The organism is Streptomyces polyasparticus, assembly GCF_014493765.1.
Taxonomy (GTDB): Bacteria; Actinomycetota; Actinomycetes; order Streptomycetales; family Streptomycetaceae; genus Streptomyces; species Streptomyces polyasparticus.
Genome location: NZ_JACTVJ010000024.1, coordinates 68649 through 87879 on the forward strand (window position 1 = coordinate 68649; position 19231 = coordinate 87879).

The 19231-nt window shown below is 71.9% G+C and carries 10 protein-coding genes; 3 read left to right on the plus strand and 7 right to left on the minus strand.

Annotation, left to right across the window (positions count from 1 at the left end; genetic code table 11):
• Positions 1–103: 103 nt before the first annotated feature.
• The 3 genes from H9Y04_RS37165 to H9Y04_RS37175 are packed head-to-tail and all read left to right on the plus strand — an operon-like array spanning position 104 to position 7459.
• Entirely contained in the window at positions 104–3562 is a 3459-nt protein-coding gene (locus H9Y04_RS37165; protein WP_187818611.1) for a bifunctional glycosyltransferase/CDP-glycerol:glycerophosphate glycerophosphotransferase, read from the plus strand.
• Positions 3563–3566: 4 nt separating this feature from the next.
• On the plus strand, positions 3567–6320 hold the full coding sequence (locus H9Y04_RS37170) for a CDP-glycerol glycerophosphotransferase family protein (RefSeq protein ID WP_187818612.1): 2754 nt from the start codon (positions 3567–3569) through the stop codon (positions 6318–6320).
• Positions 6317–7459: a glycosyltransferase gene (locus H9Y04_RS37175; protein WP_187818613.1), complete on the plus strand. Its 1143-nt coding sequence runs from the start codon at positions 6317–6319 to the stop codon at positions 7457–7459. Before H9Y04_RS37170 ends, H9Y04_RS37175 begins: the two co-directional genes overlap by 4 nt.
• Before the next feature lie 31 nt (positions 7460–7490).
• Here the strand turns inward: H9Y04_RS37175 and H9Y04_RS37180 are convergent, their stop codons facing one another.
• The 7 genes from H9Y04_RS37180 to H9Y04_RS37210 form a co-directional block, all read right to left on the minus strand.
• Positions 7491–8447, minus strand: coding sequence for a L,D-transpeptidase family protein (locus H9Y04_RS37180; RefSeq protein ID WP_187818614.1), 957 nt, complete (start codon positions 8445–8447; stop codon positions 7491–7493).
• Positions 8448–8556: 109 nt separating this feature from the next.
• Positions 8557–9390 (minus strand): class I SAM-dependent methyltransferase, encoded by an 834-nt coding sequence (locus tag H9Y04_RS37185; RefSeq protein WP_187818615.1) that lies wholly within the window; start codon positions 9388–9390, stop codon positions 8557–8559.
• Between the two features lie 17 nt (positions 9391–9407).
• Positions 9408–11666 (minus strand): bifunctional glycosyltransferase/CDP-glycerol:glycerophosphate glycerophosphotransferase, encoded by a 2259-nt coding sequence (locus H9Y04_RS37190; protein WP_187818616.1) that lies wholly within the window; start codon positions 11664–11666, stop codon positions 9408–9410.
• A 150-nt stretch (positions 11667–11816) separates the two neighbouring features.
• Positions 11817–12623, minus strand: coding sequence for a carbohydrate ABC transporter permease (locus H9Y04_RS37195; protein WP_308801679.1), 807 nt, complete (start codon positions 12621–12623; stop codon positions 11817–11819).
• Positions 12624–12784: 161 nt separating this feature from the next.
• Entirely contained in the window at positions 12785–14143 is a 1359-nt protein-coding gene (locus H9Y04_RS37200; protein ID WP_187818618.1) for a carbohydrate ABC transporter permease, read from the minus strand.
• Positions 14144–14152: 9 nt separating this feature from the next.
• Positions 14153–15511, minus strand: a complete 1359-nt coding sequence (locus H9Y04_RS37205) for an ABC transporter substrate-binding protein (protein WP_187818619.1) — start codon at positions 15509–15511, stop codon at positions 14153–14155.
• A gap of 355 nt (positions 15512–15866) precedes the next feature.
• Positions 15867–19076, minus strand: a complete 3210-nt coding sequence (locus tag H9Y04_RS37210; protein ID WP_187818620.1) for an FtsK/SpoIIIE domain-containing protein — start codon at positions 19074–19076, stop codon at positions 15867–15869.
• Between the last annotated feature and the right edge of the window lie 155 nt (positions 19077–19231).

Here is a 19231-nt window from a genome sequence, read left to right on the forward strand (position 1 = left end):
TGCTTGATCACCCGTATGGCCCATGCGGGGTGACCCGGTGCCCGGTCACCGGTTGTTCACGAGGACGCCCGTCCCCGTTCGCCGGAAGGAATGTGCGCAGCGCATGACACCCCGCCTCACCGTCGTCGTCCCCATCTACAACGTCGAGGACTATCTCGGCGCCTGCCTCGAGTCGCTCTCGGCGCAGACCATGCCGGATCTCGAGGTCGTGATGGTGGACGACGGATCCACCGACGGAAGCGGGCGGATCGCACGCCGATTCGCCGCGGGGGACAGCAGATTCCGGCTGGTCGAGCAGGCCAATGCCGGCCTCGGCGCGGCCCGCAACGCCGGAGCGCGGCAGGCCACCGGCACCTTCCTCGCCTTCGTCGACAGCGACGACGTGGTCCCCGAGCAGGCGTACGAGCTGATGCTGGCCAGTGCCGAGTCCTCCGGCGCCGACCTCGTCACCGGCAATGTCTTCCGGCTGCGGCCCGACGGCACCAGCGGCCAGTCGCCGATGTTCCGCAAGATCATGGCCACCACGCGCACCGGCACGCATGTCACCCGCGACTGGGAACTGCTCGGCGACCGCATCGCCTGCAACAAGGTGTTCCGGCGCACCTTCTGGGAGAGCAACGCCTTCGCGTTCCCGACCGGGATGCTCTACGAGGACGCCCCCGTCGTGCTTCCGGCGCACTTCCTCGCGGGCTCCGTGGACGTCCTGAACGACACCGTGTACCTGTGGCGCGACCGGGGCGGCTCGATCACCAACCAGCGGGCCGAACCCCGGGCCATCCGCGACCGCACCGTCTCCGTCGCCGCCGTCAGCTCCTTCCTCGCCTCGCGCGAGCAGTGGCGCGAGGCCAAGCGGCGGTACGACGCCTCCGCGCTCACCGGCGACCTGTGGCTGTTCATGGAGGCCCTGCCGGACGGCGACGCCGCCTTCCACGAAGCGTTCCTCGACCACGCCAACTCCTTTGCCCAGAGCGTCGATCCGTCCGTCTTCGACGAGCTTCCGCTCGGGCTGCGGGTGCGCTGGCAGCTCATCAAGGAGCGCCGGATCGACGAACTGCTCGCGTTCATGGCGTACCAGAAGGCCAATCTGCACGCCTTCCGAGCCCGCCGCACCCTGCGCGGACGGCGTGCGGAGTTCCCTGCGCTCACCGTGCCGCTGCCCGCGCGTACGGCGGCGATCGACCGCTCCGACCTGCCACTCGAAGCGCGCGTCACCCAGGCCTCCTGGGACGCCGACGGCCGGCTCCGGCTCTCGGGCCATGCGTACGTGCGCAATCTGCCGCCGGGCCGCCTCGCCGCCCGCGCCCGCTTCGCCTGGCTGCGTGCCGGGCGCCGCGCGATCCCGCTGAAGCTGCGTACGGTGGCCTCCCGGGAGGCCACGCTGGCCTCCCGGCAGGGGCTGCACAACTACGACCGGGCCGGCTTCGAGACCGTCGTCGACGTGACGAAGCTGGTCACCGGGCGGGCCAGCACCAGCTGGAACCTGGAGATGGGCGCGTTCGCGGGCGGTCCGCGGCCGCGCACCGGGCCGCTGCGGATGAGCGGGCCCTGCCCCGTCCCGGTGCGCTACCTGGAGGACTTCCTGCGCGTGGTGCCCACGCTCAGCGGCGGCCGCTTCCGGCTCCGCGTCGACCGGCCCGAGCAGCGGCTCGTGGAGCACCGTTTGGACGGTGAACACCTCGTGATCACCGGCGAGTTGGCGCCCCGCGCCAACACCTCCATCGAGGCTGTACGGGTGGAGAACTGGCGCACCCGCGACAGCCGCGACCTGCCCGTCACCGTCGAGGGCCGCACCTTCACCGCCGCCGTCCCGCTCGCCCTGCTCCGGTCCGCCGAAGGGCCCGCCGACCCCTGGGGCGTCGGCGTGGTGCGCACCGGCGGTGCCTGGGCCTCGCTCGCGGTACGCCCCGACATCGCGCCCGGCCGCTACGGCTTCGGCGACGGACGCGAACTCATGGTCCTGGCCAACCCCTCCGGCAACACCGAGCTGCGCGAACAGGACGTACGCCCGGTCGTCGAGAGCCTGCGCTGGGCGGAGGGGGACAGCGGTCTCCTCGAAATCGAGGGCAGTTTCCCCAGCCCGCGTGATGTCCCTCGTGAGCTGCTCCTCGTGCACAGCGGCCACCAAGAGGAGGCACTCGGTGAACTCTCCGTCGCCGACGGCCGGTTCACCGCTTCCGTCCGCCCGCAGGCCGTCCCCGGGCCGGCCGGTGCGCTGCCGCTCGCCGAGGGCGACTGGTACCTGTTCCTGCGCGAGGTGGGCGAGCACGATTCCGACCGGCGCGTCCCGGTCCTGATCGCGACCGCCCTGCACAGTGAACTGCCCGCCGTACGCACCCTGCACGGACGGGACTTCACGGTCCAGCGCCGCCACCACGACCAACTGCTCATCACCTCGGGCTCGTCCCTGTCCGTCGACGAGCGCGGCGGCGTCGCACAGCAGCGGCTGCGCGCGCAGTACGCGCAGCTGCGCACCCGGCCGCTGCGCCCCGCCGTCCTGTACGCGGGCTTCGGCGGCCGCCAGTACTCCGACTCGCCGCGCGCGATTCACCAGGAACTCCTGCGCAGAGACAGCGAGTTGGAGCACCTATGGGTGGTCCGCGACCAGCAGGTCGAACTGCCCACCGGCACCAGGGCCGTCGCGCTGTGGAGCGCCGAGTGGTACGAGGCGCTCGCCCGCAGCCGGTACATCGTCACCAACAGCCAGCTGCCCGACTGGTTCGAGCGCGCGCCGGGGCAGTTCGTCGTTCAGACCTGGCACGGTACCCCGCTCAAGCGCATCGGCCGCGACGTCGCGGGCACCGCCTCCGCGGACCCGCGTTACATCGCGAGCCTGCCGCAGCTGGCCGCGCAGTGGTCGCTGCTCGTCTCGCCGAACAGCTTCTCCACGCCCGTGCTGCGCAACGCGTTCGCCTACACCGGCGACGTCCTGGCCAGCGGCTATCCGCGCAACGACCTGCTGCACGCCCCCGATCGGGGCAAGGTCGCCGCCGCGGTCCGCGAACAGCTCGGCATCCCCGAGGGCAAGCGCGTCGTCCTGTACGCCCCGACCTGGCGCGAGGACCAGCCGCGCAAGTCCGGCCGCTACGGACTCGACCTGCAGATCGATCTCGCCGCGGCCGAGGAGGCCCTCGGCGAGGACCATGTCCTGCTCGTACGGCGGCACTATCTGGTCGGCGGTTCGGTGCCGCGCACCGCGTTCGTCCGCGATGTCTCGCGCCACCCGGACGCCGCCGAACTGCTCCTGATCGCGGACGTCCTGGTCACCGACTACTCCTCGATGATGTTCGACTTCGCCCAGACCGGCCGCCCCATGGTCTTCCACACGTACGACCTGGAGCGCTACCGGGACGGACTGCGCGGCTTCTACTTCGACTTCGTGGCCCAGGCCCCCGGACCGCTGCTCCGCACCGGCGAGGAGGTCGTCGCCGCGCTGCGCGGCCTGCCGGCCACGGCCGCCGCACACCAGGAGGCGTACGACCGCTTCCGCGAGACGTTCTGCGATCTGGACGACGGGACGGCGGCCGCCCAGGTCGTCGACGCCATGCTGCGAAACGGGGCGTGAGGCGATGAGCACCGCAGACCTCTTCGACATCAGCGTCGCCCTCACCTGCGACAAGGACACCGCGCCCCAGGCGCTCGCCGACTCGGTGCGCTCCGTCCTGGCCCAGAGCCTCGCGGGCACCGAGGCCGCCCTGGTCGGCGAACTCCCGGACCATGCCGTGGCGCTCGCCGCCGAGCAGCCGCACCGGGTCCATCTCGGGGCGCCGCGCGGCACGTTCGTGATCCCGCTCGTCCCCGGCGAACTCCTCGACCGCAACGCGGCCCGCAACCTGTACGCGGCCGCGGTCGCCACGGGCGCCGATCTGGTCGCCGGCCGCTGGCGCCGGCTGACCGGCAACGGCCGCAAGGAGCACGTGCCCGCCTGGCAGAAGGACCTGTACGCCCGCTCGCGCACCCTCGACGCGGCCGCGGACGCCCCCGAGCTGCTCACACGGGACGCGCTCGACAGCGGCTACTGCGTCCGCCGCGCCGCACTCCCGTACCCGATGCCGGGGCTCGAACTCGCCCTCGCCGCACGCCGGATCGCCCTCGTCCCGAACCTGATTACCACCCGCCGCGCCGCCCCCGACCCGCTACGGGACCTGCCCGCCGCGGCCGCCTACCGGCGCCGCGCCGACGCGCTGCTGCCGGGCGATGAGCTGCGCCGCACGGCCCGCCGGGTGTTCCTCACCGAGCGCGTCCTGCCCTGCGCCACCGCCCTGCTCGGCCTCGGACCCGAGGCCTGCGCGAAGGCCGTCGGCGAGATCGCGGACACCCTCGACGGGCTGATCGACGACCAGGACCTGCGCGAACTGCCGCCCCTGGAACGGGTGACCCTGCGCCTGCTCGCCGACGGCGACGCCCCCGGCGCCCGCCGCGCCGCGTACGCGCTGGCCCGGCCCGGCACGGTCGTCACCCCGCTGACGACACGCGACGGCCGTGTGTACTGGGATGCCGAGCACACCGACCCCATGCACGAGGTCACCGAACTCGGCCACCAGTACCGCACCTTCACCGCACAGCGGCTGCTCGCCCGGGTCACACGCTGCGCCGCCGACAAGGGCCGGCTGCTCATCGAGGGCGAAGTCCCGCTGCCCTTCGGCCCGTTCCCGTACGAGAGCCTCACCGCGCGGCTCGTCTGCACCGTCCGCGACGCCGACGGCCGGACGGTCACCCTGCCCGTCGACGAGGTCCGCATGGGCGAGGACGCCCTGCACTGGAGCGCCCGCGTCCCGCTCACCGACGGGCTGCGCCCCAAGGGCATCGGCGACCGCGTCTGGGACCCGCGGCTGCAGCTGGTCGTGGACGGCGAACCGGCCCGCCCCTGCGACCTGTTCGCCGACCCCGAGACCGTACGGGGAAAGAGCGCGGCACTGCGGGCCCGCCCGCGCCTGACCCGGCTCACCGCCGACACCTGGCAGCCCTACGTCACCGCCAAGCACCACCTGGCCGTCTGTCTGCTGCCCCGGCGCCGCGCGGCCCGCAAGGCCAACGCCGCAGCCCGCTACCTCACCCGCTTCCGGCCGGCCCGCGCCCTCAAGACCCTGGTCAAGAAGGCGCAGAAGCGGCACAAGGCGCTGCACGCCCAGCACCTCAAGCTGCGCGTCTACCGGCGGCTGCTCACCCGGCTCCCGGTGCGGCGCGGCAGCGTCGTCTTCGAGGCCCACATGGGCAAGTGCTACGGCGACAGCCCGCGCGCTGTGTACGAGGAACTGCGCGCCCGGCGTCCGGACATGAAGCCCGTGTGGTCCTACGCCGGCGACCCCGCCGCGTTCCCGTCGGACGCCCGGCTCGTACGGCGCTGGTCCTGGCGGTATCTGTGGGCGCTCGCCCGGGCCGAGTGGTGGGTGGACAACCAGGGCTTCCCGCACGCCCTGGACAAGCCGCGGCACACCCGCTACCTGCAGACCTGGCACGGATCCGCGTACAAGCGCATGGGCTTCGACGAGATCCGCCACAAGACGCAGAACGCACCCGAACGCGAGAAACTCGCCCGCGCCATCGGCCGCTTCGACCACTTCCTCGTCCGCTCCGAACACGACGTGCAGACCCTGGCGCACGCCTACCGGATCCCCGAAGGCCGCCTGCTGCGCGTCGGCTACCCCCGCAACGACCGCCTGGTCGAGGCCCGCAGGCGCGACGAGCGCGAGGGCCGCTTCCCGCGGCCCGAGCTCGCCGCCCGGCTCGGCATCCCGGACCACAGGACGATCGCCCTGTACGCGCCGACCTTCCGCGGTACGCCCGGCAACAAGAAGGCCGAACTCCTGCTGGACGTAAGAGAGTTCGCCAAGCGCTTCGGCGACACCCACGTCCTGCTCGTCCGCGCCCACTACATGGAGACCGCCACGCTGCCCGCGACACCGCCGGGCACCGTCCTCGACGTGTCGGCGCACCCGGACGTCAGCGAGATCCTCTGCCTCACCGACGTCCTGATCACCGACTACTCCTCGATCATGTTCGACTTCGCGCTGCTCGACCGCCCGCTGGTGCACTTCGCGCCCGACCTCGACACGTACGCCGCCGAGCGCGGCAGCTACTTCGATCTGCGCGCGCGCTCCGGCGGGCCGGTCGTGGAGACCCAGGAGGAGCTCCTGCGGACGCTCGCGGGCCTCAAGGAGGCGGACGGCGAGTGGCAGCCCAAACGGCGGGCGTTCGCCGAGGAGTTCGGCACCTATGACGACGGGGGCTCCGCACGGGCCGTGGTCGACCAGCTCTTCACGGGCCGATCCGGCGGCCCGGGCCGTTCCGGCGGCTTCGGCAGGAAGGACCGTACGCGATGAAGCAGCGTGACCTGTTCCTGATCGGCAACACGACCGACGAGCTGGGCGGAGTGACCGCCTGGACCCATCAGATGGCCCGCCTGTTCACGGCCCAGGGACACCGCGTCCATGTGCTCGGCGTGCACGAGGCCGAGCTCAAGATGCCGCTGCCCGACGACCTGGGCTACCCCGTCACCCCGCTGTATCCGCATCACCCCCGCAGCCCCCGCCGCCTCGGCGGTCTGCGCGGCCTGAACCTTGCCGAACGCCGCCGCGAGGCCGTACGGATCGCCGACAAGAAGCGCGCCGTGGCCAAGCTGTCCGGCATCCTCGCGGATGCACGGCCCGGCTCCGTCGTCATCGCCACGCAGGTCTGGCCGATGGAGTGGCTGCGCGAGGTGGACACCTCTCGGCTGCGGGTCGTCGGCATGAGCCATGAGTCGTTCGCGTACTCGCGGGCCTGCCACCGCTACCACTGGATCAAGCGGCACTACCCGCACGTGGACCGCTGGCTCGCCCTCACCCAGGAGGACGCCGACATCTGGATCCACGAGGGCCTGGACAACGTGGGCCATATGCCCAACGCCCTCGCGCACCTGCCGGCCGTGCCCTCCCCTCGTACGGAGAAGGTCGTCGCCAGCATCGGACGGCTCGCGGACCAGAAGGGTGTCGACATGCTGCTCGACACCTGGGCCAAGGTCGCTCCGTGGCGGCCGGACTGGGAGCTGAGGATCCACGGGGCGGGCGCGGACGAGCCCCAACTCCGGGCGCAGTGCACGGAGCTGGGGCTCAACGCCTCGGTCCGCTGGATGGGCCGCACCTCCGATGTGCCGGGCGTGCTCGCCGGATCCTCGGTGTTCGTGCAGTCCTCGCGCGGCGAGGGCTTTCCGCTCGCGCTGATGGAGGCCATGGCGAGCGCGGTGCCGTGCGCGGCCTTCGACTGCGCTCCCGGCGTACGGGAGATCGTGCGCGACGGCGAGGACGGACTGCTCGCCCCCGTCGGCGACATCGACGCGCTCGCCGACCGGCTCCTGCGCCTGACCGGCAACCCGCGGCTGCGGGACGACATGGGGGAGCGGGCGCGGGTGAACGTCCAGCGGTTCTCGCAGGAGCATGTGCTCGACCTGTGGGAGGAGCTGTTCGAGCTTCTGGAGCGGTGAGCCATGTCGGGGGCGTGCGCCGAGGCCTGCGCTAAGGCTTGCGCCCCCACACGTACACCTGGTCTCCCGACCTCAGCACGCCCCACAGGCTCTTGGCGTCGCGGAACGTCATGTTGACGCAGCCGTGCGAGCCCGGCGGCCGGTAGACGCTGCCGTAGATGCCGTGGAAGGCCTGCCCGCCGTCGAAGAACTGGCTGTACGGCATGGGCGCCTCGTACAGCGTCGAGTAGTGGTTCTTGTGCCGCCAGTAGATCTTGTGCCAGCCGGTGCGGGTGCCGTAGCCCGCCCGGCCGCTGCGTACCGGCACCGGGCCGAAGACGCGCTTGCCGGCCTTGGTGACCCACATCAGCTGACGGTTCAGATCGACGCACGCCACCCGCCCCGCCCGCTTCGGGCACAGGCTCTCGGGGTCCTTGCGGGCCTGCAGCTGGCGCACCCGCGCATACGTCACGGGACCGGCGAAGCCGATCGCCGGCCGGATGCCCTGCTTCTGCTGGAAGGCCTTGATGGCGCGGCAGTCGGCCGGCGACTGCTTCCCGTCGGCCTTCAGCTTCAGCCAGCGTTCGACCTGCTTCTGGTACGGACCGGTGCTCGCCGTGCAGGCGGGTGCCTCGGCGGCGTCCGCCGGGGTCACGTACTCGACGGGCGCGTACGAGGAGGACGGGGGCGCCATCGGCTCCAGGGCGTCCTCGGCGGCACTGGGCCGGTACACCTCGGGCGCGAGCGCCTGGTCGGGGGTGTCGGGCAGCGGGGGCAGCTGACGCACCCCCGGGACGAGGCGCTGCGCGCCGTTCAGCGGCCAGATCTGGGTCATCTCCGGGGCGAGCACCACGGAGTCGTCGACCCGGGACGGCATGGGCTGGGGCACGGACGTGGCCGACGGCTGCGGCGCCGGCGGTGCGGGATCGGCCGCGGCCCGGGTCGCGGGGAGCGCCGCCGCCACGGTGAGGAACAGGGCCAGGCCCTGACAAGTTCTCTTGCGGATCATGGGCAAAGGGAAACGCCGGAGCGCCCGCGGCCGGGGGAGCGGCGCGTCACACTCCCCCGGGTGGCGGGCAGAAAGGGGCGGATCGGCGCCGCCCGGCACACGAGGCGGTTCAGCGCCGTCCGAAGAGCGCCTTCAGGCCCCTGCGCGGCTCCGGCACCTCGGCGGGCGCCGCGGCCCGGTGGCGGGAGACCGGCTGCTCCGGGAGGCGCGCCTTGCGGCCGCTGATCCGGATCATCGGGTCCCCCGCGACCATCTCGGCGCCGTGCCACATGTCGTCGCGGCCGGCGAGCATCGCCGCGAGATCCGTGTGCACCTCGTCGTACGCGCCCCATGTCCCGTAGAACTTCGTCGCCGTGATGCACAGCGGCCGCAGCCCCGTCGTGGCGACCGCGCCCCAGGTGGCGGCGGCGACCCCCGGACAGTGCTCGGCGCGGAAGTCGTCGAGCACCAGGATGCCGTCCGGGCCGATGAGCTCCTTGGCGGCGGCGATGTCGCCGTGCACGTGCTCGTACAGATGCGAGGCGTCCACATGGACGAAGCGGCAGGTGCCGGGCTTCACATGCTCGGTGATGACCGAGGACGGGCCCTGCACGACGTTCGGCAGCTCGTCGTGGAAGGAGAGGTAGTTCGCCTCGAAAGCGCGACGCGTGAGGGTCGCGTACGAGCGGTTCATCTCGCGGCTGTTCGCGTCGTCCTCGGCGGGGGAGTCGAAGAGGTCGCAGACGGTGAAGAGTTCACCGGGACGCAGATAGCGGCCCATGAAGATGGCGCTCTTGCCGAGATAGGCGCCGATCTCCAGGAGGTCACCTGTCTGGCCCTGTTCGCGCTGACGCGTCAGGAACCAGTCGAAGAGCACCTGATCCGGGCTGTGGAACCAGCCCTTGACCTCGGACAGGCTGGTGGGGCGGGGCAGCGCGGCGGCGTCGGACTGCGCGTCTTGCATCGGAACTCCCGGGGGGATCACGGCCGTTCGGGCACAGGGGCAACGAGCGTCGGCTCGGCCGGTTGCGGCACGGTGACGCGTGCGGCCACAGCCGGTACCGGGCGCCTGTCCGCCAGGGGAACCACCGGGGGAAGGCCAGGTGTCTGGCCGAGGAACAGATGCCGTACGAGGCGTTCGGCGGCCCGTCCGTCGTCGTAGGCGCAGAACCGTTCGCGGAAGGCGGCCCGCAGCTGCGCCGAGCGCGAGCCGCGCCAGTGCCCGGTCGCGAAGATGTCGATCAGCTCGTCCTCGCTGCGGGCGACCGTGCCCGGCGGGAAGGCGCGCAGATCGAAGTACGTGCCGCGGGCGGCCTCGTAGGCCTCCCAGTCGTCGGCGTAGATGACGATCGGCCGGTCGAGGTTGGCGTAGTCGAACATCAGGGACGAGTAGTCGGTGATCAGCGCGTCGCTGGCCAGGCAGAGCGATTCCACGCTCGGGTGGGCCGAGACGTCGACCAGACGCGCGGACTCGCCGTCCGCGAGCGGCCCCTCGTAGCTGTGGTGGGCGCGGGTCAGAACCGTGAAGCGCGGGCCGAGTTCGCGCAGCATCCGGTCCAGGTCGACGGGCGGGCGCTGGCTGCGGCAGTAGTCGCGGTGGGTGGGGGCGTAGAGGATCGCCGTGGAGCCCTCGGGGATGCCGAGCGACTCGCGCAGCCGGGCGACCTCCAGCGAAGTGGCGCTCTGGAAGCGGTCGTTGCGCGGATAGCCGTATTCGAGCACTTCGTACGAGGAGGGGTAGACCCGCTCCCACACCAGGGTCGAGTGGCGGTTCGACGACAGGACGTAGTCCCACTTGTCGCAGTTGGCCAGCATCCGCTCGGTGTCGTGGTCGCCGTGGGCCAGCGGGCGGTCGACGAGGTCGAGGCCCATGTGCTTGAGCGGGGTGCCGTGCTGGGTCTGGACGAAGACCTGGCCGCGCCGCTTGACGAGCCTGCGGTCGAAGTTGACGTTGTTCACGAGGTACTTGGAGCGGGCGAGCGCGCTCCAGTACGCGGCCGTGTTGGGCGTCAGGCGGCGGGTGCCGGTCGGCACCTGGTGCCGGTGCGCGGGCTGCACGATCCAGGACGTACGGATCCCGGGGGCGAGCTCGCGCACCTTCTCCTCGATGGCCCCCGGGTTGCAGCTGTGGCCGCGCCCCCAATAGGCGCTGAACACGGCCTGGTCGGAGCGCAGGGGCAGCCGCAGCTGGATGCGGTAGTGCACCTGGAGCAGCGCCGAGCGCACCTTGCGGGCCGTCGCGCGCCCCATCGCGAGGAAGCGTCCCGCGAGACCCTGGGCGCGCCACATCAGGCGGAACGTGCGGTGGGCGCCGAGACCGACCAGCGTGTGCCGTACGGCGGTGCGCAGGCCGACCGGCGCGCCGCGGTGGCCGTGCCGGCGGGCGACGGTGCGGGCCTTGCGCAGGAACGCCGCGTGGCTGCCGCGCGGCAGCCGGCCGCGGACGGTGAACACCGTGCTGAAGTGGTCCAGCATCCTGCGCCGGATGTGCGGGTACCAGCGGGCGAGTTCGGGGTGGGCGTCCAGATACGCGAAGACGCGGTCGTACTGGTCGAAGACCTCGAAGTGGCGGGTGCCGGTGGACCGGGTGATGGCGCCGTTGCGGCGCTGGCGGTAGTGCACGCAGACGCGGTCGAGGACGGTGATCGTGGCGGCGCGCACGAGGACCGGGTAGGTCCAGGAGACGTCCTCGTAGTAGCCGGGGGAGAAGGTGAAGCCCTCGGCCTCGATGTACTCCCGGCGGTAGGCCTTGTTCCACACGACGTGCATGACCTTCAACAGCGAAGGCCGCTCCGCCAGTTCGAAGACCCCGACGCCCTCCTGGCTCAGCTGGGCGGAGAAGCGGTTCGGGGCCAGCCTGCCGTCCCAGTACGCGCTGACGTAGTCGAAGACGAGGACGTCCGGGCTGTCGGTCTCCTTGAGCCGCTCGGAGACCGAGCGCAGGGCGTCCGGGGTGAGGGTGTCGTCGCTGTCGAGGAAGATCAGGTACTCGCCGCAGGCCTGGGACATGCCCTTGTTGCGGGCCGGTCCCAGACCGATGTTCTCGGGCAGATGGATCGCCTTGACGCGGGCGTCCCGCGCGGCGAACTCGTCGATGATCGCGGCCGATCCGTCGGGGGACGCGTCGTCGACGACGATCAACTCGAAGTCCGTATACGACTGTTCGAGGACCGAGTCGAGGCATTCGTGCAGGTATGCCTGCACCTTGTACACGGGGACGATGACACTGAACCGGGGCAAGGCACATCCATGGGTCGGCACGGGCATACTGCCGTGAAACGGCCCTTGGCGTAGGTCAGTTACGCCAGACGTGGCATACGGGGGAACTCTCGGGAACGGAGGAAGGCGCCCTGCAGGTCAGGGCGCCTTCCGACAGCGTTCATCCGGCGTCTACTTGACGGCTCCCGCCATCACACCGGACACGAACTGCCGCTGGAACGCGAAGAACACGGCCAGCGGGATCACCAGGGAGAGGAACGCGCCGGGCGCGAGCGTCTCGATGTTCTGGCTGAACGCCCGGGTCTCGCGGATGAGGGCGACCGTCAGGGGCTGCGAGTCGGTGGTGGTGAACACCAGCGCCACCAGAAGGTCGTTCCACACCCACAGGAACTGGAAGATGGCCAGCGAGGCGAGGGCGGGGCCCGCGAGAGGCATCACCACGGTGAAGAAGAGACGGACCTCTCCCGCACCGTCGAGCCGTGCCGCTTCGAGGAGTTCACGGGGGATCTCCGCGAAGAAGTTCCGCAGCAGGAACACCGCGAACGGCAGACCGAAGCCGATGTGGAACAGGATCGGGCCGCCGATCGTGCCGAAGACCCCGATGTCCCCGAAGAGCCGGGCGAGCGGGATGAGCGCGATCTGGATGGGGACCACGAGCATGGCCACCACGGCCACGAACCACCAGTCGCGGCCTTTGAAGTCCATCCAGGCGAAGGCGTAACCGGCCATCGCACCGATCACGACCACTCCGAGGGTCGAAGGGACCGTGATCCAGACGGTGTTGAGCAGGGCGTCGGTGATCTCGTCGTTCTCCAGGAGCGTCGAGTACGCCCGGGTGGTGAGATCGGCCGGCTTGGAGAGCACCGTCCACCAGCCCGACGCGGTCATGTCCTCCGGCTCGCGGAACGAGGACACGAGCAGGCCCACCGCCGGCGTGAGCCAGAACAGGGCCGTCAGGATCAGGAACACACGGAGCACCCCGCCCGCCGAGCGGGTCGCGAGCCTGCTGGCGAGTGAGCGCTTGGGCGGCCCGGACGAGGCGGTGGCCGCCTGCGCTTGGCTTTCGGGTTCCTTCGGTTGCTTTGTGGCGGCCGACGGCTCCGTAGGGCCGGAGAACTCGGATGCTGCCGATGAGTCGCTCACAGTCGGCGCTCCTTCCGCAGGCGCCGGATGTTGATGATCATCACCGGCAGTACGAGGATGAACAGCACGATCGCGATGGCGCTGCCGAGCCCGTAGTCGGCGCGTGGCCCGAAGGCCACCAGATACAGCTGCAGGGCAAGGACGTTGGCGTCGTCCTGCACCGGTTCGGGTGCGATGACGTAGACCAGGTCGAAGATCTTCATCACGTTGATCATCAAGGTGACGAACACGACCACGAGGACCGGTGCGAGCAGCGGCACCGTGACCTTGCGGAACACCTGCCACTCATTGGCCCCGTCGACGCGCGCCGCCTCCAGGAGATTGCGGTCCACGCCCGCGAGCCCGGCCGCGATCAGGACCATCGCGAAGCCCGCCCACATCCAGGCGTACGCGCCGATCACGGCGGGGGTGACGAGGGTCGGGCCGAGCCAGTCCAGACCGTTGTAGGCGGCCCCGAAGTTCGAAGCGGGCAGCCGGAGTTGGGCTCCTTCGGCCTCTTTCGGCAGCGCGAACGTGCCGTCGTCGCCGGACGTGGTGGACGCGACCACCGAGCCGTCCTTGACCGCCTCGACCTTGACGCCGGGCAGGGCACGCTCGGCCGCGTCGACGGCACCCTTCTCGCCGCCGCCGCCCTTCTGGAAGTCCAGCCATACGGTGCCGGTGATCTCCTCGCCCGAGGCCTCGGCCGCCTTGGCGGGACCGGGGTCGCCGGGCACCTTGTCCGGTGGGATGCCGACCAGCGGAAGGAGCACCGGATCGCCCGCGGACACCGTGGACTTGGTGGTGTACGGGCCCTTGGCGCGCGGCCCTTCCATGTCCGACCAGTTGGGCGCGTTGGCCTTCGGATACGCGGTGGACTCGACGAAGGTGTCGTGCACGCCCACGACCACCGCGTTGGCGACGCCCTGGTCCGGGTCCGCCTCGTACACGAGACGGAAGATGATGCCCGCGGCCAGCATCGAGATGGCCATCGGCATGAAAATGATCATCTTGAACGCGGTCTGCCAGCGCACCCGTTCGGTGAGCACGGCGAAGATCAGGCCGAGCCCGGTGACCAGGGCGGGGGCCACCGCGACCCAGATCGCGGTGTTCTTCAGCGCGGTGAACGTGGCGTCGTCGGAGAACACATCGCCGTAGTTGCCGAGCCCGACGAAGCCGTCGCCGGTCTCGTCGTACAGACTGCGCCAGACCGAGTACCCGATGGGGTAGACCACGAGCGCGCCCAGCATGACCAGGGCGGGCAGCAGGAAGAGCACCACCACCCACGGCCTGGTGCCGAGCACGCTCTTGCGCGGTTTCGCGGGGGGCCCACCGGCAGCACCGGCGGCCCCCGCGCTCACTGCAGGGGTCGACATCGGATGCCGTCAGCCCTTGTAGGCCTTGGCCGCGGCGCTCTCCAGCTGCTGCTGCAGCCCCTCCACGTCACTCGGGTTCTTCAGGAAGTCCTGCAGCCCCTTCCACATGCCCTGGCCCTTCGTCCCGCCGAACGCGGCCGGAGCCTGGTCCGACATGTCGAAGCGGAAGTCGTCACCGGCGTCGAGCAGCGCCTGGGCGATCTCGCGGGTGATGCCGTCCTTGTACTTGGCCATGTCCACGGACTTGTTGGGGGAGAGCACACCGCCCTGGGCGACCCAGATCTCGGCCGCGTCCTTCGAGGCCAGGAAGGTGATCAGGGCCTGCGAACCCTCGCCGTCCTTGAGGATCGTGGCCACGTCGCCCGCGCTCACGACCGGCGATTCCGCGCCCACCGCCGGGAACTTGAAGACATCGGCGTCCTCGCCGAGCTTCGCGTCCGTATCGGCGTTGATGTTGGCCGCAACGAAGTCGCCCTCGAAGACCATGGCGGCCGGGGTGTCACCGCTGAAGGTCTGCGTCACGGACTTCGGGAACTCCGTGCGCAACGCGCCCTCCGCACCGCCCGCGATCAGATCGTCCTTGCCCCACAGCTCGGCGAGCGTGGTGAGCGCTTGTTTCACCGAAGGGTCGGTCCACTTGATCTCGTGCTTGGCCAGCTGGTCGTACTTCTCGGGCCCGGCCTGGGAGAGATAGATGTTCTCGAACCAGTCGGTGAGCGTCCAGCCGTCCTGCCCGCCGATCGACACGGCCGGCCAGCCCGCGTCGGACAGGGTCTGCGCCGTCTCGACGAAACCCTTCCAGTCAGCGGGCGGTTCGCTGATGCCCGCGGTCTCGAAGCCCTCGGTGTTGTACCAGACCAGGGACTTGTTGGCGGCCTTCGCGTAGACGCCGTACTGCTTGCCCTCGTACGCCCCGAGTTCCTTCCAGCCCTTGCTGAAGTTCTTGTCGAGCTGCTTGATCGCCTCGGGTCCGAGCGGCTTCACCCAGCCGCGCTCGGCGAACTGCTGCAACACGCCCACCTGCGGCAGGAAGGAGACGTTCGGCGGCTTGCCGCCCTCGATCCTCGTGCCGAGCACGGTGGCGGTGTTGTCGCCGGTGGACAGATAGTTGACCTTGGCGCCCGTCCGCTTCTCGAACTCGGCGAGCACCGCCTTGAAGTTCTTCTCCTCGGGCCCGGACCACACGGCCGAGACCTCCAGTGTCTGCCCGTCGAGCTTGGGCAGCTCGACCGTCTCGGCGGCCCCCGTATCCTTCCCGCCGCCAGGTTTGTCTTCACTTTTCTTGTCGTCCCCGCAGCCGCTGAGCGCCAGCGCGCCCACCGCCACGATCGCCAGTGCGGCCCTGCGTGTCCGAAGAGTTGTGCGCATCACTGCCCCGTCTCTTCTCCCGTTGCGCTGTCCCGTGCGATCTGGTCTACGCCCGGTGATGGGGGGCCGCAATAGCGCCTGCGGTGTCAAGTAGGTGATCGTGATGGGGTCGTGACGGGGCGGGGTCTGGGGGCGCAGCCCCCAGTGGGGGCGAGGGGCGAAGCCCCAAGGGGGTGCAGGGGGGCGAAGCCGCCGCGGTCCCACCCACCCTGGGGGCTCCGCGAACCGGGGTCCGGGGCGCAGCCCCCCACGCGGCGGAGCCGCACATGTCACAGCCGGGAAGGGGCGGGGCGGGGAGAAAAGCCCGCCGCAGGCGCCCACCCACCCACCCGCACCCGACAGCGAGCCCGCATCGTCACAGAAGCGACGGCACCTCACGAGCCGAAACCGACCGCGCCGCCCGCTCCAACGCACTGGCGAGCAACGCCAAGTCGGTGGGCCCATTCCCCAGCTCACGAACGGGCCGCCGGTCCGGCGGATCCCCCATCCGCTCCCACTCGAGCACCACCGCCGTCGGCCGCAGCGTCGCCGTCCGCGGAATCCGCCCGGTCACCCGCCCGGCCTGGAACGGCACCACCCCGCCGTCCGCGAGCAGTACCCGCCCCCGCCCCGGCGCCGGATCCTCGGGCGCCGCGGAGGGCGCGGCGAGCACGACCCGTACGGAAGCCCCGCGCGCCGGCAGGGAGTCCACCGTCCGCTCGGGCCGCCCGGTCGCCGCGACCAGATGCACGCCGAGCCGCTCACCCTCCCGTACGACGGCCTCCAGGGCCCGCACCACCGACCCGGCCGAGGGCCGCCCTGGCGCCCCGAGCGAGGGGGCGATCAGGGCGTCGACGTCATCGACGATCACGACCAGACGCGCAAGCGCGGTCTCCGCGGTGATCCCCGTATCGCCCGCGTCCGCCGAACTGCGGCCACCGGCACGCAACTTGAGCGTGGAGCTCGGCGGCGCGTCCAGGTCCGCGGACCCGTCGCCGGAGCCCGGCCCCGTCCGCTGCGCGACCATCCGCCCGGCCACCGCACGCCCCGTATGCCACTCGGCGAAGTCGCTGCGCCCGAGGAGCTCGCTGCGGCGCTTCAGCTCCGCCGTGAGCGACTGCGCGAACTCCCGCATCCGTACGGGGTCGTTGGCCGACAGATGCGTGGTGACATGCGGCAGATCCAGGGCGGGCAGCAACCCGCCACCCGCGCTGCCGCGCTCGGCGCCCGCCCCGTCCACGAGCACGAGACCGAGCCGGTCGGGACGCTCCGCCGAGGCCAGCGAGGCGGCGATCGCGCGCAGCAGCTCGCTGCGCCCGCTGCCCGCCGGACCCTCGATCATGACGTGCGGCCCCTGCGCGACCAGGTCCACGCACACCGGTCCGCGCGGCCCCGCACCCAGCACCGCCCAGGCGCGCCCGCCCGGCGAATCGTGGTCGTCCGCGGCCGCCGCCCAGCGCGCGAGCAGCGAGGCGGGCGTGGCCCGTGCGAGCCCCAACTCGTCCAGCAGACGGGCCGCTTGGGGCAGCGGGGAGGCGAGCCGGGCCGCCTGCGGCCCGTTCTCCGCCGTACGCAGCGGGGCGAGCGCCCGCGCGAAACGCTCCGCCCACGCCGCCGACACCGCGTCCACCGACGCGACCGTGCCCTGCCCGGCGAGCTGTCCCCGCGCCACCCTGACGAGCCGCAGCGCCGTGGCCACATCGCCGCTCAGGAGCGCCACCGCACCACAGGAACGGAACGCGGGGAGCGCCGTGCACGCCGTCTCGTACGTCACCGAGACCGGCGAGGACGGCGAGGCGGCCGGGGTCTCGGCGAGACACAGGACGTGTATCCCGGCTGCCGGCCCTTCCTCGGCGAGGCGCACCGTGGCCGCACGCAGCGCGGCCGAACCGGGGTCGCCGTCCACCACGAGCAGCGTGCGGGGCCCCGTGGGGCGCCCGGGGACCTCGGGATCGTCGAGCCGGTCGTCGATCCGGCGCAGGAGCTCGTCCGTACGCGCCGCCGCCTGCTCGCGGTCGTACGCGACGAGCAGCCGGCAGTCCTCGCCGCGGGCCGGACGCAAATGCGGCAGCCAGCCGAGCCAGGACCACTCGGCCACGCGCTGCTCCACGGTGCGCGAGCGGTCCGTGCTGAGCAGCACGATCTCCAGGTCCGTGGGCGCGTGCAGCGCCGCGAGCTGCGCGAGCACGGCGCGCGCGAGCCCGGCAAGGCGCGCCCGCGGACCCGCGAGCCCCAGACCGCCGGCCTCGCGCAGCCCGACCGTGACGGGCACATGGGGCATCCCCTGCTCGAGCGAAGCCGAGAGCTTGGGGAGGGGCAGCATGCCACCCTGGTCGGTCAGCGGCCGGTCCACGGTGCCGAGCCGTACCGCCAGCGCCTCCGGGTGCTCACGGCCGCGCTCCCACAGGCGCGGTCCCGGACCGAGCGCGGTCAGCAGCAGCGTGGCGGGGTCGGGCCAGGTCTCGGGCTGCGGAGCGAGATCCACGGTCTGCGGTGCGACGGCGGGCTCGGCCGCGGCCTGCGGTTCCTCGGCCCGTCCGCCCGCGAGCCGCCGCGCCCAGGCGCCGATCCCGCGCCGGCGCAGCTGCCGGGGCACGGTGGTGCCGCGCGCGGGCGTGCCCGTACGGCTGTGCTCGCCGAGCTGCTCGGCCGGCTCGTCCGCCCGGGAGTCGGCCCGGGCGTGCTCGGCGGAAGGATCCAACCCGGCCTGTCCGTAGGCGTGATGGGTCAGGCCCGAGGGTGCGCCCTGCGCCGGGACGCGCGGCGGCTCTTGCCGTACCGCGGCACCTTCCCGTACGGCGGCGCCGTCTCGTGGCCCGGCACCCTCTCGTACGGGAGCACCTTCTTGCACGGGGACGGCCTGCCCTTGCCGTACGGGACCGGTGTCCTGCCGTACGGAACCGGGCTCGTGCCGCACGGCGAATCCGGCCGGCGAATCCGCGGCCGCCACCCTGAGGTGGCCCTCACCGTCCGGCGCCGTGGCCAGCGGAGCCGGGTCGGCCGTGGTCGACAGGCGCAGCGTGGACTCGCCGATCCGCAGCAGTGCACCCGGCGTGAGACGCAGGGGGCGGTCGGATACGGGGGTGCCGTCGAGGACCGTGCCGTTGGTGGAGCCGAGGTCGGTCACCGAGACGCGGCCGTCGTCGGCGAGCGTGACCGCGCAATGCAGCCGGGAGACATCGGGGTCGTCGAGCGGGACGTCCGCGTCGGCGGACCGCCCGATCGTGATCCTCCCGCCGTGCAGCAGATGGACACCGCCCGCATCGGGGCCCGCGATCACATGCAGACGCGCCGCCGCACCCTGCGCGGTCGGGGCGGGCTCGGCGGGGGAGTGCAGAGTGAGCACCGCGCCGTCGACCAGCGGAGGCTCACCGATCAGGCAGTTCTTCGCGTCGAGCCGGTCCGGACCCGCATAGAGGACGACCTGCGACCCGGAAGCCCCGTCGGCGCCCGCCGCCGCGGCGAGGCCGGAGGCCACGGCCGCGAGTGCGGTGCCCGCGGGCGCGGTCACCAGCACGTCGCACTCCCGCGCCGACTGCGCGGTGCGGCCGCTGGGCGGCCCGAGGACGGTCAGCCGGATCTGCATCGCCGTCAGCGGTCCCTTCTGCGCGGGTGCCCGGCGGGGGACGGGCGACCCCGTCGGTGACCCCCACCGCACACGGCCTGACACCGTGCTCGTAGGCATCCTCGCACTTGCCACCGACAACACGCCCGGCGCCCACCATTAAGTGATCTTGATTG